The organism is uncultured Duncaniella sp. (assembly GCF_910577345.1).
GTDB lineage: Bacteria > Bacteroidota > Bacteroidia > Bacteroidales > Muribaculaceae > Duncaniella.
In genome coordinates, this window is sequence record NZ_CAJTMT010000001.1 from 20,230 (window position 1) to 44,231 (window position 24,002).

The following is a 24,002-nucleotide window of genomic DNA, read 5'->3' on the forward strand; positions in this document are numbered from 1 at the left end:
TATGAAACCCTATAACTCCATAATTAAATCAAAAAACATACTCGAAAGGTCAATATAAATCTTAACATAAGTCAAAAGTAAACATACTCTAAGAATGACGAAACATTACACCATAGATCTTGTTGAGGAGCATGAGGCAGTCAATTTCTATAACATCCATCTTGATGCAGAAGAACTGTCGGAATTGGAACGTTTTTTCGAAAAATTTCCGGCAGGGTCGCCATACGATGAGGATATTGACACCATCATTGCATGGCTTGACAGGATTGGTGAAAAGGGCGCGCTCGAACGGTATTTCCGTTATGAGGGCCGGTATGGTGATGGCGTCAGTGCCATCCCGATTGAGACAAGCAGGCTGAGATTGTATTGTCTTAGGTTGTCGGAGAAGATACTTATTTTCGGAAACGGCGATGTGAAGACCACGGATTCGTGGCAGAACAGCTCGACTTTATCGGAATATGTTGAAATGCTGATAACAACAAGCAAATACATCGCATCGCGTGTGAATAGAGGAACAATAATTGTTTGTGATAAAGAGATTATAGGAAATCTTAAATTTACGACAGATGAAAAGAAGTAGTATAATAGAGAATCGTAGAAAAAGTGTTGCACCGGAGGTCAGACGTCGAGTTGATTTGTCGTTCATGATTGTGGACAGGATTTCTGAGGTGTTGCATGACCGCGGCCTTAGGCAGAAGGACTTTGCATCCATGCTCGGGAAGAAAGAATCGGAAATCAGCAAATGGATGAGAGGTACGCATAACTTCACCCTTGATACAATCACTCATATCGAGAATGTACTGGGGGTGGAAATCCTTCAGGTTGCCGGTTCCGGTAAGGAAGCATAGAGCACTCCCCTTCATAAAGGTGCTAATCGTACTCAAAAAACGGATATGGGACTTTAAAATCCATAAATAGCTTTAGTGTGGAGTGTAATTACGGATATTTTGAGTAATTTTGTCAAGATTAAGGCAAGATGTGCCAAAAAACAGGAAAATCAATTAAAATCAATAACAGATAAATGGAAAAAGTAAGTCAAAGTTTCGTCGAGTCGGGACGGCAGTTGCTGTCCGATAAGGCTTGGGCGAGGTGGACGGCTCTGGCGCTTGTCGCGTCGATGATGCTGTTTGCCTACATGTTTGTGGACGTGATGTCGCCACTTCAGTCGTTGATTCAGACACAGCGCGGATGGTCGCCCGACGCGTTCGGTTATTACGCCGGTGCCGAATATATCCTGAATGTGTTCGGTTTCCTCATACTCGCAGGTATCATCCTCGACAAGATGGGTGTGCGTTTCACCGGTACTCTTTCGGCATCGCTTATGGTGCTTGGCGCGGTGATTAAACTCTATGCTATCAGTGATGCTTTTCAGGGCACAGGTCTCAATGAGTGGCTCAGCTCATGGTGGACAGTCATGCCCGGCAGTGCGAAGCTCGCCGCTCTCGGCTTCATGATTTTCGGATGCGGCTGCGAAATGGCCGGTATCACAGTCTCGAAGACACTTGCGAAGTGGTTTGAAGGCAAGGAAATGGCTCTCGCGATGGGGCTTGAAATGGCTATCGCCCGTATCGGTGTGTTCTTCATCTTCACGATTTCGCCCCGTCTGGCCGACAGTGTTGTTCCTGCATCTGTAGTGGTCCCTGTGGCATTCTGCACCGCACTGCTTTGCATCGGCCTTCTCGCGTTTATTGTATTCACCTTCATGGATGCCAAACTCGACCGCGAGATGGGTGCAACCAAGGTGGCTGAGGCTGAATCGGACGAAGAGTTCAAACTATCGGACGTTGGTGCTATCTTCGGCAGCAAGCTTTTCTGGATCATCGCTCTTCTCTGCGTGCTCTACTATTCAGCTATCTTCCCCTTCCAGCGCTATGCAGCCAACATGCTCCAGTGTAACCTCGGTATTTCGGAGACTCAGGCTTCCGACATCTTCCGTTGGTTCCCTGTTGGTGCTGCTATCCTCACTCCCTTCCTTGGCTATTTCCTTGACCGCAAGGGTAAAGGCGCAAGTATGCTAATTCTCGGTGCGATATTGATGATCGTGTGTCACCTCACATTCGCATTCGTTGTTCCCGCCACACAGAGCGAGCTTATCACCTATTCGGCAATTGTCGTTCTTGGCGTTTCGTTCTCGCTGGTTCCGGCCGCTCTCTGGCCTTCTGTCCCCAAGATTATGGACAAGCGCTTCCTCGGCAGTGCATATTCACTGATTTTCTGGGTTCAGAATATTGGTCTTGCTTTTGTGCCCATCATTATCGGTAAGGTCATCACCTGGTCGAATCCCGGTGTCACTGACCCCTTGCAGTATGACTACACAATGCCTATGTGCTGCTTCGCAGCCCTCGGAGTTCTCGCACTGATTTTCGGTATCATCCTGAAGTCGATGAATGCCGTTTATCATTATGGACTTGAAGAGCCGAATATCAAGGCAGATTTTGAAGATGTCCGCATTGATGGTGAGGCATAATTGAAAAAAATTACAGGATAATAAATTTGAATCCCTGCTTCAGAGTGAACTGAGGCAGGGATTTTTGATTTGGGCGGAGGATGATGGGGATTAGGGGCTAATAGCCAAATAGGGCTAATAAGGCTAATAGGTCAAATAGGGCTAATACGAGAGAGGGATAGGCGGTGGTCAGAATGATCTTTCTCTTCTTGATGCGTCGATGCGGAGGAGGATGAAGAGGAGGAAGGTGAAGCCCCAGAGGGAGGAGCCGCCGTAGCTGAAGAAGGGGAGTGGGATGCCTATGACGGGGCATAGGCCTATGACCATGCCGATATTAATGCAGATATGGAATATCAGGTAGCTTGCGACACAGTAGGCATAGACGCGTCCGAATACGGTCGGCTGGCGTTCGGCAATGGCGATAATGCGGAGTATGAGTATGAGGAACAGCAGGATTACGCTCATTGAGCCGATGAGGCCCTCCTCCTCGCCGACGGTACAGAAGATGAAGTCGGTGTGCTGTTCGGGGACATATTTGAGTTTTGTCTGTGTGCCGTTCAGGAAGCCTTTACCGAAAACACCACCTGAGCCGATGGCAATTTTTGACTGGTTGACGTTGTAGCCCGCACCACGAAGGTCTTCTTCCATGCCGAGTGCAACCTTGATACGCATCTGCTGGTGGGGTTGGAGGATTGAGGTGAAGGCATAGTTTACGGAGAAGAGGAATACAATTGAGGCCAAGGCGGCTGCTACGGTGATGACGAGTTTGCGGGCCGTGGTCTTGAACATCAGGAGGACACAGTAGGCAAGAGCTGCCATGATAGCGGTAAGGAAGAAGATTGTGCCGGGCACGGCGATTCCACATATCTCGAGAACCGTCACGATAGCCCCTGTGCCTACAAACCAGAGGAAAACGTTGCGCGCAGCTAAAATCTCCTTGCAATAGATGGCAAGCATGGCAACAATCATGACCATTATCATGATGAACACGGCAGCTTGTCCGACCGGGATTCCGAGTAGAAGAGTGCCGGTGAATTTCACTGCCACTACAAAAAATGTGACCGCGCAGACGGCTGCGAGGAGTACAAGTCCGCTCATGCCCTCACGGTAGAGGACAAAGAAGAGCGAAAGGTAGACGAGTGCAGAACCTGTTTCGTTCTGAGCAAGAATAAGAATGACCGGGAGGAAGATAATCATCAGCGCAAGCATGTAGTTCTTGCGTGATGCGTTCAGTACGAAATTATAGCTTGAAAACAGTTTCGCAAGACACAGCGCCGTGGCGAATTTGCCGAACTCGGCAGGCTGGAGGCTCATCGGTCCTATTATGAGCCAAGAATGGGAGCCTTTGGTATCGGGGGCTATGAATATCGTAATCAGCAACAGAAGAAGAACGCCGCCATAAATGACGTAGGCATAATTCTCGTAGACTCTGACATCAATCAGCAGGAGCACGAGGCCGAGGACAAGCGAAAGACCTATCCAACGGAATTGCTTGCCTGAGAATTCGGTGAAACTTAGCATGTTGGCATGGTCAAAATCATAGCTTGCCGCGTAGATGCTCACCATTCCCGCCATGACGAGAATGATGTAGAGGACGACTGTGAACCAATCGACATATTTGAAGACCGAACCGCTGTTTTCCTGTTGCACTTTCTATCGGGAGTTTATAGTGAGTGATGTTTTGAATGTTGGGGGGGGAGGAGACTAATGCTTCTTTGTTCCGGCAAACTGGATGGTGTTGGACTGGAGCATACGTTCCTCAAGATATTTTCTCTCCGGCGGGATGTAGCCACGGAGATAGCGCTCCATGACGAGAGATCCGATAGGCACACCGAAGGTGGCACCGAAACCGGCGTTCTCGACATAGACGGCGATTGCAATCTTGGGGTCGTGGTAGGGGGCGAAGCCCATGAAGGCAGAGTGGTCGCGTCCGTGGGGGTTCTGAGCAGTACCGGTTTTGCCACAGACTTCAATGTCGGTGAGATTGGCCAGACGGCATGTACCGCCGGTGACAGCCATGCGCATACCCTCGGCAATGTCATTGTACCAATGGGAGGCGATGGTGGGGACATGTTTTTCAAGATATTCAGCAGGAACAACGGTGTCCTGAATCTCTTTAACAACATGAGGTGTGATGTAGTGGCCGCGGTTGGCAATCGTGGCACACAGATTTGCAATCTGAAGAGGGGTCGCGAGGATTTCTCCCTGACCGATAGATACTGAAATAATGGTGTTGGCGCTCCAGTGGCCTGCACCGTACCATTTATTATAGAAATCGACGTTGGGGATGAAGCCGCGGTATTCACCCGGAAGGTCGACACCGAGCTTATAGCCGTAGCCCATCGAGACCATGTGTTTTTTCCAGATGTCGAAAGCGTTGGCTGATGAGCCGTATTTACCGCGCTTGTCAATCATAGCCTTGAAGCCCCAGCAGAAATATGCGTTGCATGAAGTTTGCAACGCCGGTTTCAGCGGAAGCGGAGAGCCGTGGCCGTGGCAACCTACACGCAGACCTCCGGAAATGAAGCCGTGTGCGCAGGGAAACATTGTTCCGGTCGTGATGATGCCCTCTTCAAGAAGGATTAGGCCCTGAGTAGGTTTGAATGTCGAGCCGGGAGGGTAGGTTGCCTGAATGGCGCGGTTGAAGAGCGGTTTGTCGGGGTCGGCCATCATCTTGTTGTAGTTGCCGCCACGTTCGCGACCGACGAGAAGGCTCGGGTCGTAGGAAGGAGCAGAGACGAGACAGAGGATCTCACCGGTCGAGGGTTCGATTGCCACGACTGCACCTTTCTTGTTCATCATGAGGGATTCGGCATATTGCTGAAGCTCGATGTTGAGGGAGAGTTTTATGTTTTTTCCTGCCACGGCATCGCGGTCAAGCGCGCCGTCCTCATAGCGCCCCTGGATGCGGCCGAGTGCGTCGCGCATGAGGACTTCCGCACCCTTGGTGCCTCGCAGATGCTCCTCGTAGGTGTGTTCGATACCGATGTCACCGATATAGTCACCTGCCATGTAATATGGATCCTTGTCAATATCTTTCTGCGACACTTCACGGACGTTGCCAAGGACATTGGCAGCGCTTTTGTAGTTATATTCGCGCAGGATACGTTTCTGTATGTAGAAGCCGGGGAAGCGGTAGAGCTTCTCCTGCAGACGTCCATACTCCTCGGCTGTGAGGTGTGTGATGAGCTTTTGGGGTGAATAGGACGAATAGCCGGGATTGCGGCGCTTGTCCTTCATATCGACAAATCGCTTGCGGAGATCGTCGGGAGTGATGTTGAGCGCACGGCAGAAATCAAGGGTGTCGAACTCCTTGACGTCGCGCGGAATCATCATCACATCGTAGGCTGGTTGATTGTAGACCACAAGACGACCGTCGCGGTCATAGATAATGCCGCGGGAAGGATAGACAGCCTTGCGTAGAAAGGCATTCGAGTCGGCGAATTCTTTGTATTTAGAGTCGAAAACCTGAAGACTGACAAGACGGAATGAATATATCAGCGCAATGATAATGATAAAACCGCTGATGACATAGCGTCGTTTCTCGAGATTATAATCTTTTCTCACTTCGTGGTGTCATGAAACTGTCAATACCCACCATCAGGGCCATCGAGAGGATGGTGCTGAAAACTATGCGTAACAATAGACGGACGGGATTGAAAAATGTGAATGCTTCGATTAAGAATATAAGGGTGCAGTAGAGCAACGTCATCGTGAGAAGATATTTCAGATACGTTGCTGTTCCGAGAGAGTACATTGAGGGTTCGGGACGTGTGAGATCCTCCTCGCGCGGGACATAGAGCCGGAGGATGGGACGGCGGCACATGGCGAGCACGGTACAGGCAAGGGTGTTCATGCCGTAGGTGTCGGAGAAAATATCCACCGTCAGTCCGAGGAAAAAGCTGATGGTCAGCAGCCAGTTGAGCGAGAGCGTGATGGGCAGACGCAGAATGAGATAGATGAACACCAGCGGAACGGCGACATTGAAGAGGCAGATGTGGTTGAAAACAACTACCTGCGCCAGCACGAGGATGACACCCAGAAGTATGAATTTAAGTGCTGTCTTGCTCATCGTATCAATTTATGTTTTTTACTTCAAGCTCTTTCTCGACTTCGGTCAGCTCACCTTTCATATTGTCGCGGATGACGCGTACGGTCGAGAGGGTTGAGAAGTCGGTGAAGAGTTTGATGCGCAAAGTGTAGAAATTGTCCTCGCGGTCACGACTGCCGGAAAGGATGGTGCCGACAGGCACACCTTCGGGGAAGACAGACGAGAAGCCGCTTGTCACAACAGTGTCACCTTTGACGAACTTCGCGTGTTTAGGCAGCTCTTCGAGGATCGCTTCTCCGGGATCACGGCCATCCCATACGAGTGAACCGACCTGATCCTCTCCCTTGACTTTGCAGGAGAGACGCAGATAGGGGTTCAGTACTGAAATCAAGCGGGCCGTGTGGTCGCCGACAACGTTGACAATACCGACAATACCGTTCTGGTCCATTACGCCCATCTCAGGTTCGATGCCGTCGAGGCGGCCTTTCTCTATTGTGATGTAGTTGTGGGAACGGTTGATGGAATTGTTGATGACGTGGGCGATAAGGAAGTGATAGCGGGTCAGGGCAGAGTCGACTGTCATGGTGTCGGCGTAGAGCTGCTGCTGATAGTCGCGCACCACGCTTTTAAGCCTGTAAATTTCCAGTTCGAGGTCGGAGTTGCGGCGTTGCAGGTCCTCGTTGATATCACGCAGTGAAAAGTATGAGGTCACGTTGTTCGTGGTCTTGTAGACTCCGGAGGCGACCACGTTTGCCGATGAGAGGAAGACATGGTGCTGGAAAGGATTGCGCGAGAAAAGGAGCGCAAACCCTGCTACAAGATACAACGCGAACAGGAACCAAGAACTGTATTTTACGAAAAACTTTAAAAGCTCGCTCAATTTGAAGATGATTTTTAGCAGGATGACAGAAACGGACACAGCAATGGAACTACCATATCCGCATCGTCAAAATCCGGCTGAGTTGGAATGACCGTTGACGACAACGCATAAGGGGACGCTTTGAAAAAGCGTCCGTGACTTACGCGATACCGATTTTTTCGAAATTTATTGTCCGGCTTCGGCCTTCGTTCCGTATGCCCGCAGGCTTAACGGATGAGGAAGGAGAAGGTCTCAATGTTTTTGAGCGCGACACCCGTACCCTTTGCCACTGCGAGAAGGGGATCCTCTGCGATGTGGAACTGGATGCCGATTTTGTCGGTCAGACGTTTGTCGAGACCGCGGAGCATGGCACCGCCACCTGCGAGGAAGATGCCGTTCATCACGATGTCGGAATAGAGTTCCGGAGGGGTCTCGTCGAGTGCCTGAAGCACGGCTGCCTCAATGCGCGAGATGGATTTCTCGATGCAGTGGGAGATTTCCTGATAGCTGACAGGTACTTCCATGGGGAGGGCTGTCATCTTGTTGGGACCGTGGACGATGAAGTCTTCCGGGGGATTCTCCAATTCGGTGAGGGCAGAACCGACATGAATCTTGATCTGCTCGGCTGTGCGCTCACCGACCTTGACGTTGTGGACGCGGCTCATGTGTTCCATGATGTCGTCGGTGAGGTCGTCACCGGCAACCTGGATGCTCTTGTTGGACACGATGCCTCCGAGGGAGATGACGGCAATCTCAGTGGTACCGCCACCTATGTCGACAATCATGTTGCCCTGAGGAGCAAGCACGTCGATACCGATACCGAGGGCAGCAGCCATAGGCTCGTAAATCATATAGACGTCGCGGCCACCGGCGTGTTCCGAAGAGTCGCGGACCGCACGGATCTCAACTTCAGTAGAGCCGGAAGGGATGCCTACTACCATCTTCATGGAGGGAGAGAACCAGTTACTCTTTGAGCTGGCCTTCTTGATGAGGCCACGTATCATCATCTCAGCTGCGTTGAAGTTGGCGATGACACCTTTGCGGAGGGGACGGATGGTCTCGATACCATCGTTCTCCTTGCCCTGCATGAGTTTTGCCTCGCGGCCGACAGCGATGAGTTTGCCGGTGCGCTTTTCAAGAGCTACAATAGAGGGCTCGTCAATGACGATTTTGTCATTGTGTATGATAATCGTGTTGGCCGTACCGAGGTCAATCGCGATTTCCTTGGTGAATGAAAATAATCCCATTTGTAGATATAGAGGTTTGTATTTGGTATCCCCGACGGAACCGTGGCGGCATTGAAGCCGCTTTCAGTTCCCGTCGGGGAAAAATCGGGAGATTAGTGCTTGAAGTGACGGAATCCGGTTGTCACCATCGCCATGTCGTGAGCATTGCAGAAGTCAACGCTTTCGTTGTCACGGATGGAACCTCCGGGGTGGATTACAGCAGTCACGCCTGCCTCGTGGGCAATTTCCACACAGTCGGGGAAGGGGAAGAATGCATCGGAAGCCATCACCGCGCCGTGGAGGTCGAAACCGAATGAATGAGCTTTCTCGATTGCCTGTTTGAGAGCGTCGACGCGTGAAGTCTGGCCGACACCGCTTGCGAGGAGCATACCCCCCTTGGCAAGAACAATCGCATTGCTCTTTGAGTTCTTGACAATCTTGTTGGCGAAGAGAAGGTCGGCAGCCTGTTCGGGAGTTACGGCCTTTTCAGTCACTTGCTTGAGGTCGTCGACAGTCTCGATCTTGAGGTCGCGGTCCTGAACGAGCGCACCGTTGAGGATGGAGCGGAACTGACGCTTGGTGTCGAGGGCTTTCTTGATGACGAGGATGATGCGGTTTTTCTTCTGTTTGAGGATTTCAAGAGCACCGTCGGTGTAGGAGGGAGCGATGATGACCTCGAAGAAAATCTTGTTGATTTCCTCTGCTGCGGCTTCGTCGACTGTGCCGTTGGTGATGAGAACGCCACCGAAAGCGCTGACGGGGTCACCTGCGAGCGCATCCTTCCAGGCTTCAGCGATAGTAGGACGAGTGGCGAGGCCACATGCGTTGTTGTGTTTGAGCACTGCAAATGTCGGATCCTTGAACTCGGAGATGAGGCAGACAGCAGCGTCAATATCGAGCAGGTTGTTGTAGCTGATTTCCTTTCCGTGGAGCTGGCTGAACATTTCATCGAAGTCACCGAAGAAGGTGCCGTTCTGATGGGGATTCTCGCCGTAGCGCATTTTCTTGGAGTCGTCGAATGCAATGCGGAGAGCATCGCGCTCCTCGATGGGGCAGGGAACGGCTGTCGATGCAAAGTAGTTGAAGATGTCAGTGTCGTAGCCCGATGATACGGCGAATGCCTGAGAAGCGAACCAGCGGCGCTCCTCGATGGAGGTCTCCGCACCATTGCGCTTGAGGGTTTCGGCGAGGGGCTTGTATTGGGCTTTTGATGCCACGATGACGACATCTTTATAGTTTTTGGCGGCTGCGCGGATGAGCGAGATGCCACCTATATCTATCTTTTCGATAATATCGGCTTCGGGTGCGCCTGATGCGACTGTCGCGCTGAAGGGATAGAGGTCAACAATCACCAGGTCGATTTCGGGAATTTCATATTGAGCGATCTGAGCGCGGTCGCCTTCGTTCTCGCGACGGTTGAGGATTCCTCCGAACACTTTAGGGTGGAGGGTCTTCACGCGGCCTCCGAGGATGGAGGGATAGCCGGTGAGATCTTCGACGGCATCACATTCGTAGCCTAAACTTTCAATGAAGGAACGGGTGCCCCCGGTTGAGAGAAATTTAACACCGTCGGCATTGAGCAACGACAAAATTTCTTCCAGTCCGTCTTTGTAAAAGACTGAAATAAGCGCGGTCTTGATTCGTTTGTTGTCAGACATCGTTTATAAAATTCTGAACTTAGTTTGGAAACTGTGATTTTTGAAAGTGCAAAGTTAGTGAAAAATACTCAAAAATCTAAGATTATTTTCAATGTATTAAATTTAAATTTTGATAAAAATTTCCCGTAGCGTTGTCTTGGATGATTTTTCCGGACTTAGGCAGTGATTAGGTGCGTTAAATTCGTCAACTTCTGAAAAGGGCACAGAAAGACAGAAGGTCAGAAGATACAAAAGGATTAATTTCAGCGAATTATACTTCTGTTTCTTTTGTTTGTTCTGTTCTTTTGTATCTCCTTTCATCACGCATGAGCCGGATTTTAGGGCGATTTTTCCGCCGGGTTGGGATGCTGCAAAAAAAAAGAATCAGGCCCGACTCCGGGAGTCAGGCCTGATTTTGTAATCTTCAAGTAAGATTTCCGTTGAAATGCGGAAATGATTACTTTCTGATACCGAGTTCCTTCTGGGCGATGATGGCACGGTAGCGGTTGATGTCCTTGCGGATGAGGTAATCCAGAAGGCGACGACGCTTACCTACCAAGGCCTTAAGAGCTCGAGCTGTCGTATAATCTTTGTGATTTGACTTGAGGTGTTCAGTCAAATGAGCGATACGGACTGAGAATAATGCAATCTGTGCTTCAGGTGAGCCAGTGTCAGTCTTGCCCTTACCGTACTTCTCAAAGATTTCTACTTTTTCATCAGAGTTCAAGTGCATTGATACAGATGTTTAAAAAGTGATTAATGATGATATAATTATAGTGTTTGCTCTAAAGAGCGCACAAAGGTAGGAATTATATTTAACAATTCCAAATCCTGCGGCGCACTTTGTGCAAAATTTAGTCCATGTTGAGGTGATCCTTTGAAGGATTGCGGAAGTGGATCTTGTGGTCGAGGTATTCCTGTGTAGCGATGAGGGTGGGTTTGGGGAGGCGTTCGTAGAAACGTGAGATTTCAATCTGCTCACGGTTCTCCGAGATTTCCTCAAGGTTGTCGCTAAGCGACGCGAATTCCTGAAGTTTCTTTTCGAGGTCGTGTTTCATCTCGCCGGCGATCTGGTTTGAACGCTTCGCGATGATGCATACGGTTTCATAAACGTTGCCTGTGTCCTCGCTCATCTTGATGAGGTCGCGGGTCTGGGTGTTGAGAGGTGCGTTGGTCTTCTTGTAGTCCATTATATCTCTGTGGTTAACGTAGTTTTTTATCGTTGTGTGCGATTTGAGCGCCAATCAGTCCTTCACATATCGCTGGGCGATCTTGAAGATGTTGTCGGCTTCCTCGCGGTTGGGGGTGTCAGGGTAGTTGTTGATATACGAATAATATTCGTCAATCACTTCTCGGAAACGGTCGGCCTTCTTCTCGTCGATACTCTCGCGGGCTTCCTGATAGCGGGCTTTGAGGACGAGGAGCTCAAGGTCTTCCTTATATTTTGAATAGGGGTAGTCCTTGATGGCGTTCTTGGCGACAATGACGGCGCTCTCATAGTTGTTACCCATGTAGGTGCCGAGGTTGTAATAGAGCTGGGCGTTCTCAAGCTGTTTGAGGGTCAGTTTGTCCTGAAGCTCGAAAATTGCATTCTGGGCAATCGAGACCTTGTCGCTCTTGGGGTAGTAGTCGAGGAATGACTGGAGTTCCTCTATAGCCTTTATTGTGCCTGACTGGTCAAGCTGAGGCTCGGGCGAATCAAGATAGTAGCCGTAGCCTGTATAGAATCGGGCGAGTTCGGTGTACTTGCCTTTCGGGAATCGGGCATAGTATGTCTTGAAATATTCGCCTGAAGTCTGGTAATCCTTGTTTTCGTAGTTGGAGAGAGCGAGGAGATAGAGGGCGTCCTCGGCCTTTTCAGAGCCTTTGAACTGAGTCACTATATCCTCAAGGACCGTAGAGGCCTGGGTGTATTTTTTTTCCTCGAAAGCGCGCTTTGCGTAGTCGAGGCGATAGTTGGCGTCAGTGCTCTTCAGCGCACGTTGGTACTCTCCACATGAAGTGAGGAGTGCGGCAGTGGCGAGCATGACTAAGTACTTTCGCATGTTATTGATCACTGTTTGTTGAGGTGGTCTACTTGAGAGAATTGGTTTTTCAACTTGCAAATTTAAGTCTTTTTTGGGGATTAAGCGCAAAGGCACCCTAATATTTTTGCGAAAAATAACATAAATCGGGTCATACGGAGGATTTTTACAATTTATTCAGCTAAATTTGTAGCCCAAACAGCAAATATACTCATGAATTCATTGCTAAGATTCATTTTTTATATCCTTGCAGGAGTCGTGGCCTCCGCGAACGTGGCCCAGGCTTCCTCACCCAAGAGGGAAATGCGCGGAGTGTGGCTTGCAACCGTATGGGGCATAGACTGGCCCTCAGTGACCGGTACGAGCGAGGCGGTGAGCCGAAAGCAGAAGGCGGAAATGACCGCCATTCTCGACCGCTGCGCAGCCATGAATCTGACCTCTGTGTTTTTTCAGGTTAGAGGCATGGGAGATGTCATGTATGAATCCTCGTCGGAGCCTTGGTCATCGTTTGTTTCGGGTTCGCGCGGGGTGTCGCCCGGCTGGGATCCTCTGAAATTTGTCGTGGAAGAATGTCACCGCAGGGGGCTTGAATGTTATGCATGGGTCAATCCTTTCAGGTGGAGCTCAGGCACTGACTATAACAGCGCCCCGGACCGCGAATGGAAAAAGAAGGGTTGGCTGCTCAGTTACGGAAAATATACGGTGTTCAATCCCGGTATTGAAGAGGTGCGTGACCATATAGTCGGCATCTGTCGCGAGATTGTGACAGGCTATGCAGTCGACGGTCTGGTGTTTGATGACTATTTCTATCCCAACCGTATTCCGGAAGACTCTTCCGCTCAGGATTATAAATTGTGGCAACAGCAGTGCCCGTGGATGAGTTTCGGCGACTGGCGGCGTGCGAATGTTCACAAGACCATTGCCGATGTCCATTGCATGATTGCGGATGAATGTCCGGATGTGCGTTTCGGTATCTCTCCCGCAGGCGTAGCGGGCAAAGCCCATACATCTGCAGTGAAATGGGGCATGGAATCGTGTGGGGTGAAGGCTGACGACTGGCAGTATAAGGAGATTTATTCCGACCCGTTAGGATGGCTGTATCAGAACACGGTTGATTTCATATCACCACAGATATATTGGCCTACGACACACGCGACTGCGCCATACGAGTCGATAGCGCGATGGTGGAGCGAGGCTGCGAGTCTCTACGGTTGCCATTTCTATTCAAGCATGACGCTTGCGCCTCTTGAAAAATCTGACACGCGCGAGCAGAGGCGGGAGCTTCTGAAACAGGTAGCTGCCAACCGTTCGCTCAGTCTTACCGGTGAATTCGGTTCGGTCCTGTATAGCGCCAAGTTTCTTCCTAAGCTTGCGTCGGAGCTGAAGGGGAGCCATTTTGCCGTAAAGGCGTTGAGCCCTGCGATTAACTACGGTTTGGCGGAGCGGCCTGAGGCACCGGAAAAAGTTGCAGTGAAAAGCGGCGTGCTTTCGTGGAAGGAACCGTCCAAGAAGTCCGGAAGGACACGCTATGCCGTATATGCATTTCCTAAGCATCTTTCAGAGGATGATGTGATGGATGAACTCGGCGACGGGATAAGCAGTGCATATATCGTGGGCGTAAGTTACGGCACGTCGGCGGTTGTTCCTGCCGGAATGGCATACGCTGTGACGACGCTTACCGGAAATTCCATAGAATCCGAGCCTGCATATAGCAGATAACAGCTATATTAAAAAAGATAAAGGGATGTGGACACTCTTTCGCAGAGGGTCCACATCTGCGTTTTAGCGTTGAACGAATCAAGAAGTTGTCGCTTAATTGAAAAATCATCCCGGTACCAGGGCAGGAGCCGGACGTGTGGATTGGATAGTATCAGTGATGAGTAACTGAAAGTCAGTTGTAGTTGCCGCCTTTGCCTGTCATGACATCGAAGAAATAGCAAATGGCCCAGAGGGCGAGAGCAATAATAAACATGGTGGGGTTTCGTCTTTTTTGAGAATTAATAATTCAGCTTGCAGCCGTATTGAGGTGGCGATGGGTGTCTTGGGTGACGTAAAAGCGGATAACGGCGTAGATGATGGATTGCATCGGTGTGAGGGTGTCTTCGGGGTTTTGTCCGAGGATGAACTCCATGCTTAAGGCATTGGTTATCGGTGTGCGGTCGAGTGGCTGGAGCGAGTTGATTGTGTCGATGACACGCGGGCTGATGATTAGAGGAGTTTTCATGATGAGTGGAGTTGATTGAAAGTGAGGATGGATGAGGGGGAATGAGTTGGAGGAGAGGGGATGTGGAGGTTTATGATGCAAAGGTAATAGCAGGCATGGGCAATATTACGGCACAGGTTATTTAAAATTTATTAATACTGTCGGCTTCGTTATTCGGAGATTGGCTGGTTATTATCGGACATCTTCGATGCCCGTTCCGTGTATATACAGATAACCCCACACCTTCGCGGAACGCAATTTCGCCCTACGGGCTTCATTGCGTTGCCGCTCGATGCGGGGCTATGATTGTATTGCCGCTTCGCGGCTTATAGGTTGCCATCCGGCAAAGGGGCTTTGCTGTTTCGCAGCTTATCCTGAATTTCTTAGAGCATCTTGACCGAGCGTTTGATGAATTCGCTGAGGTCACGGCCACGGAGAAGTCCGTTGGCGAGAAGGGCGAGGTCGATGGCTTGTTTTACAACCGGTTTCTCAGCTGCGTATTTGGCAATGATCTCTTCCTTTTCCTTGCGGTTCTTCTCGACGCTTTCTGTCAACTTCTTCTCTTCGGCCTGCTGTTCGTCGGTAGGCTTGTTGTCCTTGATTTCCGAGCGGAGGACAGTGATTTTCTCGTTGTCGGCATCAATGGCTGAGTTGAGGGGTTGGAGTTGGTCGGCAAGAGCCTTTTCGGCTTCGTCAAGAATCTTGACAACGACAGGCTGAGAGGTGTTGACGATAAGGTTGTAGCTGTCAGGAAGTTCTGCGTAGAAGCTCATTCCGGGTTGAGTTGCCGCCATGTCCTTCATGCGTCGCATGTACTCATTCTGAGTGATGAGGATAGGGTTGGCAGCAGGGTCGAGTGATTCGAACGACACGAGGAAGTCGGCTTTCTCAACCTCCGGCAACTGGCTGCGGAAAAGGGGAGTGAGAAGTGAAATCTGTTCGGGTTTGAGGCCACTGTCCTTCTCTTCTTCCTTGGGAATGAGTTTTTCGGCGACATCGCTGTCGACGCGCACGAAACGAGTCTTCTCGAGTTTGCTTTCGAGCATTGAGATGAAGTGGCCGTCGAGCTGTCCGTCCATGAGAAGGACATTGTAGCCTTTCTCGTTGGCTGCATGGATATAGTTGTACTGCGCGGTCACATCGGTAGCGTAGATATAGACAACATTGCCATCCTTGTCGGTCTGCGAAGCCTCGACGAGAGTGCGGTATTCATCAAGAGTGAAATATTTGCCCTCGGTGTCGCGGAGAAGCACGAACTTCATGGCTGAATCGCAGAACTTCTCATCGGTGAGCATACCATATTCAATGAAAATCTTGATGTCGTCCCATTTGGACTCGAAATCCGAACGGTTTTCCTTGAAAAGCTCATCGAGACGCGATGCTACCTTCTTGGTGATGTAGCCTGAAATCTTCTTTACGGCTGTGTCGCTCTGGAGGTAGGAACGCGATACGTTCAAGGGGATGTCGGGAGAATCAATGACACCCTGAAGGAGCATCATGAATTCAGGGACAACTCCCTCGACCGAATCAGTTACATAGACCTGATTACAATAGAGCTGGATGCGGTCCTTGCGGATGTCGAGATTGCTCTTGATTTTGGGGAAGAAGAGGATGCCTGTGAGAGTGAAGGGGTAGTCGACATTGAGGTGAATCCAGAAAAGGGGATCTTCCTGCCCGGGATAGAGCTCACGGTAGAATTTCTTGTAATCCTCATCGGTAAGCTCCGAAGGCTTCTTGGTCCATGTAGGTTCGGTGTCGTTGATGACCTTATCCTTGTCGGTGTCGACATATTTGCCGTCTTTCCATTCCTGTTCCTTTCCGGATACGACGGGGACGGGGAGGAAACGGCAATATTTTTTCAGAAGGGTGTCAATGCGGGCCTGTTCAAGGAATTCCTTGTTGTCATCGTCGATGTAGAGGATGATGTCGGTACCGCGTTCCGCCTTTTCGGTCGGTTCCATAGTGTATTCGGGGCTACCGTCGCAGACCCAGCTTACAGCTTCCGCGCCATCCTTGTAGCTAAGCGAACGAATTTCCACTTTCTTGGCAACCATGAAGGCCGAATAGAATCCGAGACCGAAGTGACCGATGATGGCATTGGCAGTATCCTTGTACTTATTGAGGAACTCTTCAGCTCCCGAGAAGGCAATCTGATTGATATATTTATTGATGTCGTCAGCCGTCATGCCGATACCGTGGTCGCTGACAGTGAGCGTTCCGGCCTCTTTGTCGACAGTCACACGCACCTTCATCTCGCCAAGTTCACCCTTGAATTCGCCGAAAGAGGCAAGGGTCTTGAGCTTCTGGGTGGCATCGATGGCATTGGATACGAGTTCGCGGAGGAAAATCTCGTGGTCGGAATAAAGGAATTTTTTGATTACCGGGAAAATGTTCTCGGTGGTTACTCCAATTTGTCCTTTTTGCATAATATATCGTTTTAATAAGTTTATATCTATTACTTATTAACAATATTGCAAATAAAATGCCATAGGCAAAAACTGACAAATTCTGTTAAAAGCACTGACAATTTTGCAGTGGGAGGTGATGGCTTGTGACGTCAGAGTGCGGTCGTGTCGCGGGGAACGTTGATGTTGTGGCGGTCAAATATGTTTGTCGCGTTGCGTACAAATCCCCGGCGGTGATGCTCCATCGAAGGATGAAGATCTGTGCTTTCAGCAGGTATGAGACGGAAATTGTCGCCACGACCGGTGGACGGTTCCGTGAATACAAGACGATAGCTGGCATTGCAGACGTAGGCGCGACCGAAAATGTCGCGTGCGAGCTTCACACGGGCCATAGCTCCTCCGCGAGTGTCGGTGGTGCGCATGGCAGAAATGAAGTTTCCGAGGGAGTAGACCGTGAAACAGGGACGGCCTGTCGAGTCGTTCATCTGCAATTCCATGGGCTGAATGACGTGGGGATGACCGCCTATAATTAATTCAACTCCATTTTCAGCGAGAAATTTTGCGAGTTTTTTCTGCGATGCATTGGGGAGAAGTTTGTATTCATCTCCCCAATGTATGCACGCAGCTATTATTTCCGCCCCTTTCTCGCGGGCTTTGCGTATGTCGGAGACCATCAACTGACGGTCGATATAGTCAATCTCGATGTCCGTTTTCTTTGTGATGCCGTTGGTTCCGTAGGTGTAGTTCAAAAAAGCGACTTTGAACCCATTGATGTCGTGAATCATGGGAAGAATCGAATCGCGGTGAGCACGGTTGCGGTAAACTCCAAGATACGGAACACCTTTTGACTCGAAGGTATCGATTGTACGGCGGACACCCCTGTCACGGCGGTCAAGGATATGGTTGTTGGCCGCAAGCATGAGGTCGAAACCTGCATCAGTCAATGCGTCGACATAATTGTCGTGTGCACAGAACATCGGATAGCCCGAATAGGGCGCGCCACCAAGCGGTGTCTCAAGGTTCACGACTGCAAAATCGGCCGATGAGATGTAGGGGCGCAGAGATGTGAAGTAGGGCGAATAGTCAAGTGAACCGTCAGGCTGCAAGGCGGCATCGATCTGGCGCTGATGCTGCATGGCATCTCCTGCGAAGACAATTTCAGCACTGTCCTGCGGGACAAGCAGCGAGAGAAGCGAGAGGAAAACGGCAATCATGCTCACAGCCTGCGGTGGTTTTGACGGGGTTTAAGAATATATTTCCTTCTTTGCGGCGAGGAGGGTGTTGCGCATGAGGGAACAGATGGTCATGGGACCTACACCACCGGGAACCGGAGTGATGAAGGCGCACTTCTCAGCCACATTCTCAAAGTCGACATCTCCGCGCAGACGGAAACCGCTCTTGCGCGAAGCATCGGGGACACGGGTGGTGCCGACATCGATGATTGTCGCACCGGGTTTGACCATGTCGGCGGTAACAAAGCCGGGGCTGCCGAGGGCAGCGATGATGATATCGGCTTCGGCGCAGGCTTCCTTGATGTTTGTGGATGAGCTGTGGAGCACGGTCACTGTCGCATTGCCGGGGTTGGATTTCTGCATCATGAGCGAGGCCACGGGTTTACCAACGATGTTGCTGCGTCCGAGGACCACACACTTCGCACCCTTGGTGTTTACGCCGTAGCGTTTGAGAAGTTCCATGATGCCCGAAGGGGTGGCAGATACGAAGCAGGGGAGACCGATGGACATACGGCCTACGTTGACGGGATGGAAACCGTCGACATCCTTACGATAGTCGATAGCCTCGATGATTTTCTGCTCGGAGATATGTTTGGGGAGGGGGAGCTGGACGATGAATCCGTCAACACCGGGGTCGTTATTGAGTTCTGCGATGGTTTCAAGAAGTTTCTCTTCGGTCACATCGTCTTCGTAGCGGATGAGTGTGGATTGGAAACCGCAAGCCTCGCAGGCCTTTACTTTGTTTGCAACGTAGGTCTCGCTGCCACCGTCGTGACCGACGAGGATGGCTGCGAGGTGGGGGCGACGCTTGCCCTGCGCCACCATCTCTTCAACTTCAGCCGCGATTTCGCGCTTGATGTCGTCTGCTGTCTTTTTTCCGTCTATCAGTGTCATAATCTTATCTTCTCATTCCTTTCATGTTGCGCATCATGGCCATCGGGTTCTTGATTCCCGAAACGGCCTTCATCATCTTGCGGGCATCGTCGAACTGCTTGATGAGGCGGTTGACCTCCTGAATGTCGGTGCCTGAACCCTTGGCAATACGCTTGCGGCGGCTACCGTTGAGGATTTCGGGATGCTCACGCTCCTGTGCGGTCATCGACTGGATGATGGCTTCAATGCCCTTGAAGGCATTGTCGTCAATGTCAATATCCTTGATTGCCTTGCCGACACCGGGAATCATAGAGGCGAGTTCCTTGAGATTGCCCATCTTCTGGATTTGCTGAATCTGCTGAAGGAAGTCGTTGAAATTGAACTGGTTTTTTGCAATCTTGCGCTGAAGTTCGCGGGCCTGTTTCTCGTCGTAGGCATTCTGAGCCTTTTCAACGAGCGACACGATGTCGCCCATGCCGAGGATACGGTCGGCCATACGCGAGGGGTGGAAGAGGTCGAGCGCATCGAGTTTCTCACCGGTACCCACAAATTTGATGGGCTTGGTGACTACCGTGCGGATTGAGAGGGCTGCACCGCCACGGGTGTCACCGTCGAGCTTGGTGAGGACAACGCCGTCGAAATCAAGACGGTCGTTGAATTCCTTAGCAGTGTTGACCGCATCCTGACCGGTCATCGAGTCAACAACGAAGAGAGTCTCCTGAGGCTTGACGGCCTTCTTGATGGCTGCGATTTCCTGCATCATCTGCTCGTCGACCGCAAGACGGCCGGCGGTGTCGATGATGACGAGGTCGTGGTGGTTGGTCTTGGCGTAGCGGATTGCGTTCTCAGCGATTTCAACGGGATTCTTGTTGCCATCCTCGGTGTAGACCGGAACGTTAATCTGCTCGGCGAGAACTTTCAACTGGTCGATTGCCGCAGGACGATAGACGTCGCAGGCAACGAGAAGCGGACGTTTCCCCTGCTCGGATTTGAGTTTGCGGGCGAGTTTGCCGGAGAAGGTTGTCTTACCTGAACCTTGCAGACCCGACATGAGGATGACGGCAGGATTGCCTGACAGATTGACCTGGGCAGTCTCGCCACCCATGAGGCGGGCGAGTTCGTCATGGACAATCTTGACCATGAGTTCGCCGGGCTTGATGGCGTTGATTACGTTCATACCCAGTGCCTTTGCCTTTACCTCGTCGGTAAATTGCTTGGCAACCTTGAAGTTTACGTCGGCCTCGAGGAGCGCGCGGCGCACGTCCTTAAGGGTCTCTGCTACGTTGATTTCGGTGATTTTACCTTCACCTTTCAGTATCTTGAAACTTCTTTCAAGTCTCTCGCTTAGATTCTCAAACACTTGGAATGGCGGGGGGATAGAGGGTTAAAAAAACTTTACTGATAATATATAATAGGTGGCGTTCTGCCTGTTGCCGGTGGTCTGTCGTGTGGATTACTCCGGGAGCAGACGGTTGGTGCGGGTGTCGGGGAAGAGGACCACGGGTTTGTGGTTGCGGGCCTCTTCGGGTGTCATCTGTGCATAGCACATGAGGATGACGATGTCGCCTACCTGCACTTTGCGGGCAGCAGCTCCGTTGAGACAGATAACGCCTGAGCCGGGTTCGCCGGGGATGGCGTAGGTGTCGAAACGTTCGCCGTTGTTGTTGTCAACGATGTAGATACGCTCGCCGGGGAAGATACCGGCTGCGTCCATGAGTTCACTGTCGATTGTGATGCTGCCGATGTAGTCCAGACGGGCTTCGGTGACAGTCACACGGTGGATTTTGCACTTGAGAAGTTCGAGTGTCATTTCCTTTTGGGGTATTTGATGTTGTCAATCAGGCGGACATCACCGCAGAAGACGGTGACACAGCCGACAGCGCTCTCAGTCTCTGCCCAGTCAGAGATGGGCTGCATGGTGAGTGCGTCGACAATTTCGTAGTATTCCACCTGCATGTGTGGGAAGGAATTGATTTCGTCAATCACATAGCGTTTGGTTTCCTCAACGCTATGGTCAGCGGCCCATGAAAGGCTGCTTTCAAGGGTGCGATGGATGGCAGGGGCGATTGCACGCTGTTCGGGTGTCAGGCGTACGTTGCGCGAGCTCATGGCCAGTCCGTCGTCCTCACGTTTGATGGGGCAGTCGACGATTTCAAGGTCAAATCCTTCAAGCTGGGCCATCTTGCGGATGACTGCAATCTGCTGGAAGTCTTTCTCTCCGAAATATGCGCGCGTCGGGCGAGTGAAGTCGAAAAGCTTGCTGACGATTTGGGCTACACCGTTGAAATGGCCGGGGCGCATTGCACCTTCCATGACTTCTGCCACAGGACCGAGGTCAAACTGGCGGGTATCCGGTTCGGGGTATATTTCCTCGACCGACGGTATAAACGCGAAATCGACACCGGCCTCGCGGAGCATGGCGGTGTCGGCCTCCTCCGTGCGGGGATAGGTGGCGAGGTCAGTCGGATTGTTGAACTGCGTGGGGTTAACGAATACGCTCACCACCACTGTATCGTTCTCGCGACGAGCGCGCTGGATGAGCGAGAGGTGTCCGGCGTGGAGCGCCCCCATAGTGGGGACGAGACCGATGCTGCCTTTCTCGCGGGCTTCGTCGAGCTTGGCTTTTAATTCAGCTACAGTGCGAATTATTTCCATTTCTTTAACTATATGTCTGAAATTTCAGAGTGCAAAATTAAACATTATTTATGCAACAAGCAAATAAAAAAGATTATCAATGATTATCGGGGGCTGACAGCGGGCGAAGCGGCGAAAGCTTGCCGACAATTTTCGGGAACGGACACAAAACCGGGTCAGCCTTTTTGTGGAACTGACACTAATCATTAAAAATTTCAAAGAATGGAGGCCGCCGTGCCTCAGATTGGGCTAAATTTAGTAATTTTGAAGTAAAATTGACTACATATAAATAAAATGCAACAGGAATTTGCCTCAAAATTGCTTGAAGGGGCCGTGACAGAGTTGTCGCGTCTGCCCGGAGTGGGCCGGAAGACGGCTCTGAGGCTTGCTTTACATATACTACGAATGGACGAGGGCGTAGGAGTCGCTCTCGGACAATCCATAATCAATATGCGCCGTGGCATTCGCTACTGCACTGTATGTCGTAATATTTCTGAAACGGAAATCTGTCCGATTTGCGCCGATACCAGGCGAGACCGCTCGACGGTCTGTGTGGTGGAGAGCGTGAAGGATGTCATGAGTTTTGAGAATACCGGCCAGTTCGGAGGCGTGTATCATGTGCTTGGAGGTGTGATTTCTCCTATGGACGGAGTCGGACCTGACCAGTTGGCTATAGATTCATTGGTTGAGCGTGTGGCAGCCGGTGGTATCAAGGAGGTCATTCTTGCTCTCAGCGCCACGATGGAGGGGGAGACCACCAATTTCTATCTTTTCCGCCGTCTGGCTGAGTATTCAGATGTGCGCATCACGCAGCTTGCCCGCGGAGTGTCGGTGGGCAATGAGATTGAGTATACTGATGAAGTGACTCTCGGCCGTTCGCTCATCAACCGTACACTGTTCACAGATTCAATACGGAGATAGCTAAAACCGCTTTTCAGAGTAATTTCTGATAGATATAGGCATCAGAATATTTGTTTGCCGTCCGCAGCCATGAGCGCAGACAGCCGGATGCCTTGTAGCCTGCTTTTTCGAACAGTGAGCGTGACGGACGGTTTTCGGCTCCGATTGTGCAGTAGAGCTGATGCAGCGAATATGTCTTACGGCAATATTCGGCTGCAAGGTCAAGTGTGCGCAGTCCGTAGCCTGATTTCTGATATTCCGTAGCTATCAATATTCCTATTCCGCAACGGGAGTTGGCCGCATCGAAATCAAAGAGGTCGAGGGTGCCAATCGTCTCGCCTGTGGCATTGAGGGTGATCATCAGCCTCAGTTGTCGTGCGGCATAGATGTCGCTGTCATAATTGTTGACATAGTCCCACAGTTGTTTCCGGGAGTAGGGGGCAAGAGTAATGCCGACACTCCATAGCGCCGGGTCGTTTTCCCAGCGATACAGAGTGTCGACATCAATTATTTCAAGTGCCCTGAGGGAAATAGTTCCGTCGGTGAGCATTATGAATGCTTATAATCCTTCTTCGTTGAGGAAGCGTTCGACATCAAGGGCAGCCTTACATCCCATTCCGGCGGCGGTAATGGCCTGACGGTAGGTGGGGTCAGCGACATCACCTGCGGCAAAGACACCGGGCACGTTGGTTTGGGTGCCTGCTCCTTTCACCTTCACATAACCGGAAGCGTCGCAGTCGATGTACTGGCGGAACACCTCTGTGTTGGGGTTGTGGCCGATGGCAAGGAAGAAGCCGTCGATAGCAAGGTCGTAGTGCTGTTCGTTTGAAGTACCGACATTCTCAACGAGGTGTGCGCCTTCAAGATACTCTTCGCCGTAAAGACCGGTTGTGTTGGTGTTGAAGAGAACCTTGATGTTGCTCTTGTTGAGTACACGTTCCTGCATCACCTTCGATGCACGGAGGTGTGGCTTGCGGACAATGAGGAAGACGTCTGATGCGAGATTGCTGAGATAGAGGGCTTCCTCGCAAGCGGTGTCACCGCCACCGACAACTGCCACACGCTTTTTACGGTAGAAGAAACCGTCGCAGGTAGCACAGGCCGATACACCGAGGCCTGAGTATTTCTGTTCGTCGGGGAGTCCGAGGTAACGGGCTGATGCTCCGGTTGAGATGATGACGGTGTTGGCGGTGATGTCAAGGCCTGTGTTGGTCTTTGCCTTGAAAGGACGGGTTGAGAAGTCTACCTCAGTGATGAGGCCTGTACGGATGTCGGCACCGAATTTAACGGCCTGGGCGCGCATATCCTCCATGAGTTGCGGACCGGTGATGCCGTTGGGCTGACCGGGGAAGTTTTCAACTTCAGTGGTGATGGTGAGCTGTCCGCCGGGCTGCTGCCCTTCGATTACAAGCGGTGAGATATTGGCGCGTGATGTATAGATTGCTGCAGTGTAGCCTGCGGGGCCTGAGCCTATGATAAGGCAACGGGTTTTGATTTCAGCCATAATTATTT

23 protein-coding genes are annotated in these 24,002 nt (G+C 51.0%); 5 read left to right on the forward strand and 18 right to left on the reverse strand.

Annotated features, from left to right (window positions below; all coding sequences use genetic code 11):
- Positions 1-94: 94 nt before the first annotated feature.
- The 3 genes from QZ310_RS00100 (at position 95) to QZ310_RS00110 (ending at position 2,467) form a co-directional block, all read left to right on the forward strand.
- A complete protein-coding gene (locus QZ310_RS00100; RefSeq protein ID WP_297069072.1) occupies positions 95-580 on the forward strand; it encodes a hypothetical protein in 486 nt (161 codons plus the stop codon).
- A gap of 70 nt (positions 581-650) precedes the next feature.
- Positions 651-848: a helix-turn-helix transcriptional regulator gene (locus QZ310_RS00105; RefSeq protein ID WP_297069074.1), complete on the forward strand. Its 198-nt coding sequence runs from the start codon at positions 651-653 to the stop codon at positions 846-848.
- A 269-nt stretch (positions 849-1,117) separates the two neighbouring features.
- The gene (locus QZ310_RS00110) at positions 1,118-2,467 is read left to right on the forward strand and encodes an MFS transporter (RefSeq protein ID WP_297069492.1); all 1,350 of its coding nucleotides are present in this window, start codon (positions 1,118-1,120) and stop codon (positions 2,465-2,467) included.
- Positions 2,468-2,635: 168 nt separating this feature from the next.
- Here QZ310_RS00110 and rodA read toward each other — a convergent pair whose 3' ends face one another.
- The 9 genes from rodA to bamD form a co-directional block, all read right to left on the reverse strand.
- Positions 2,636-4,096: a rod shape-determining protein RodA gene (rodA, locus tag QZ310_RS00115; protein WP_297069076.1), complete on the reverse strand. Its 1,461-nt coding sequence runs from the start codon at positions 4,094-4,096 to the stop codon at positions 2,636-2,638.
- Positions 4,097-4,150: 54 nt separating this feature from the next.
- Positions 4,151-6,013 carry a penicillin-binding protein 2 gene (gene mrdA / locus QZ310_RS00120; RefSeq protein ID WP_297069078.1) on the reverse strand — a complete coding sequence of 621 codons (1,863 nt, stop codon included), beginning with the start codon at positions 6,011-6,013 and terminating at the stop codon, positions 4,151-4,153.
- A complete protein-coding gene (locus QZ310_RS00125; RefSeq protein ID WP_297069080.1) occupies positions 5,997-6,518 on the reverse strand; it encodes a rod shape-determining protein MreD in 522 nt (173 codons plus the stop codon). Before QZ310_RS00125 ends, mrdA begins: the two co-directional genes overlap by 17 nt.
- 4 nt (positions 6,519-6,522) lie before the next feature.
- Positions 6,523-7,377, reverse strand: a complete 855-nt coding sequence (gene mreC, locus QZ310_RS00130) for a rod shape-determining protein MreC (protein WP_297069082.1) — start codon at positions 7,375-7,377, stop codon at positions 6,523-6,525.
- Between the two features lie 206 nt (positions 7,378-7,583).
- Entirely contained in the window at positions 7,584-8,603 is a 1,020-nt protein-coding gene (locus QZ310_RS00135; RefSeq protein WP_107030999.1) for a rod shape-determining protein, read from the reverse strand.
- 92 nt (positions 8,604-8,695) lie between these two features.
- The gene (purH, locus tag QZ310_RS00140) at positions 8,696-10,240 is read right to left on the reverse strand and encodes a bifunctional phosphoribosylaminoimidazolecarboxamide formyltransferase/IMP cyclohydrolase (RefSeq protein WP_297069084.1); all 1,545 of its coding nucleotides are present in this window, start codon (positions 10,238-10,240) and stop codon (positions 8,696-8,698) included.
- A gap of 436 nt (positions 10,241-10,676) precedes the next feature.
- Entirely contained in the window at positions 10,677-10,952 is a 276-nt protein-coding gene (gene rpsO, locus QZ310_RS00145) for a 30S ribosomal protein S15 (protein WP_123614454.1), read from the reverse strand.
- A 121-nt stretch (positions 10,953-11,073) separates the two neighbouring features.
- Entirely contained in the window at positions 11,074-11,409 is a 336-nt protein-coding gene (locus QZ310_RS00150; protein ID WP_297069086.1) for a DNA-directed RNA polymerase subunit omega, read from the reverse strand.
- Positions 11,410-11,463: 54 nt separating this feature from the next.
- The gene (gene bamD / locus QZ310_RS00155) at positions 11,464-12,264 is read right to left on the reverse strand and encodes an outer membrane protein assembly factor BamD (RefSeq protein ID WP_297069088.1); all 801 of its coding nucleotides are present in this window, start codon (positions 12,262-12,264) and stop codon (positions 11,464-11,466) included.
- A 192-nt stretch (positions 12,265-12,456) separates the two neighbouring features.
- Here bamD and QZ310_RS00160 point away from each other — a divergent pair, with 192 nt between their 5' ends.
- Positions 12,457-13,962 (forward strand): family 10 glycosylhydrolase, encoded by a 1,506-nt coding sequence (locus QZ310_RS00160; protein WP_297069090.1) that lies wholly within the window; start codon positions 12,457-12,459, stop codon positions 13,960-13,962.
- Between the two features lie 286 nt (positions 13,963-14,248).
- Here QZ310_RS00160 and QZ310_RS00165 read toward each other — a convergent pair whose 3' ends face one another.
- The 7 genes from QZ310_RS00165 to panC all read right to left on the reverse strand — a co-directional run bounded on the left by QZ310_RS00165 (position 14,249) and on the right by panC (position 21,611).
- Positions 14,249-14,467 (reverse strand): hypothetical protein, encoded by a 219-nt coding sequence (locus QZ310_RS00165; RefSeq protein WP_297069092.1) that lies wholly within the window; start codon positions 14,465-14,467, stop codon positions 14,249-14,251.
- A gap of 362 nt (positions 14,468-14,829) precedes the next feature.
- On the reverse strand, positions 14,830-16,872 hold the full coding sequence (gene htpG / locus QZ310_RS00170) for a molecular chaperone HtpG (RefSeq protein WP_297069093.1): 2,043 nt from the start codon (positions 16,870-16,872) through the stop codon (positions 14,830-14,832).
- A 131-nt stretch (positions 16,873-17,003) separates the two neighbouring features.
- Entirely contained in the window at positions 17,004-18,065 is a 1,062-nt protein-coding gene (locus QZ310_RS00175; protein WP_297069095.1) for a CapA family protein, read from the reverse strand.
- 30 nt (positions 18,066-18,095) lie between these two features.
- Positions 18,096-18,977, reverse strand: coding sequence for a bifunctional methylenetetrahydrofolate dehydrogenase/methenyltetrahydrofolate cyclohydrolase FolD (gene folD, locus QZ310_RS00180; protein ID WP_297069097.1), 882 nt, complete (start codon positions 18,975-18,977; stop codon positions 18,096-18,098).
- 4 nt (positions 18,978-18,981) lie between these two features.
- Positions 18,982-20,316 carry a signal recognition particle protein gene (ffh, locus tag QZ310_RS00185; protein ID WP_297069099.1) on the reverse strand — a complete coding sequence of 445 codons (1,335 nt, stop codon included), beginning with the start codon at positions 20,314-20,316 and terminating at the stop codon, positions 18,982-18,984.
- Between the two features lie 93 nt (positions 20,317-20,409).
- Positions 20,410-20,766 (reverse strand): aspartate 1-decarboxylase, encoded by a 357-nt coding sequence (gene panD, locus QZ310_RS00190; protein ID WP_297069101.1) that lies wholly within the window; start codon positions 20,764-20,766, stop codon positions 20,410-20,412.
- Entirely contained in the window at positions 20,763-21,611 is an 849-nt protein-coding gene (panC, locus tag QZ310_RS00195) for a pantoate--beta-alanine ligase (protein WP_297069103.1), read from the reverse strand. The genes panD and panC overlap by 4 nt, the downstream gene beginning before the upstream one ends.
- Before the next feature lie 273 nt (positions 21,612-21,884).
- Between panC and recR the strand changes: the two genes are divergently transcribed.
- Positions 21,885-22,511, forward strand: a complete 627-nt coding sequence (recR, locus tag QZ310_RS00200) for a recombination mediator RecR (RefSeq protein WP_297069105.1) — start codon at positions 21,885-21,887, stop codon at positions 22,509-22,511.
- Between the two features lie 13 nt (positions 22,512-22,524).
- On the opposite strand, the gene QZ310_RS00205 is transcribed toward recR, so the two are convergent.
- On the reverse strand, positions 22,525-23,040 hold the full coding sequence (locus tag QZ310_RS00205; RefSeq protein WP_297069107.1) for a GNAT family N-acetyltransferase: 516 nt from the start codon (positions 23,038-23,040) through the stop codon (positions 22,525-22,527).
- A gap of 9 nt (positions 23,041-23,049) precedes the next feature.
- On the reverse strand, positions 23,050-23,994 hold the full coding sequence (trxB, locus tag QZ310_RS00210) for a thioredoxin-disulfide reductase (protein ID WP_297069109.1): 945 nt from the start codon (positions 23,992-23,994) through the stop codon (positions 23,050-23,052).
- Positions 23,995-24,002 lie beyond the last annotated feature (8 nt).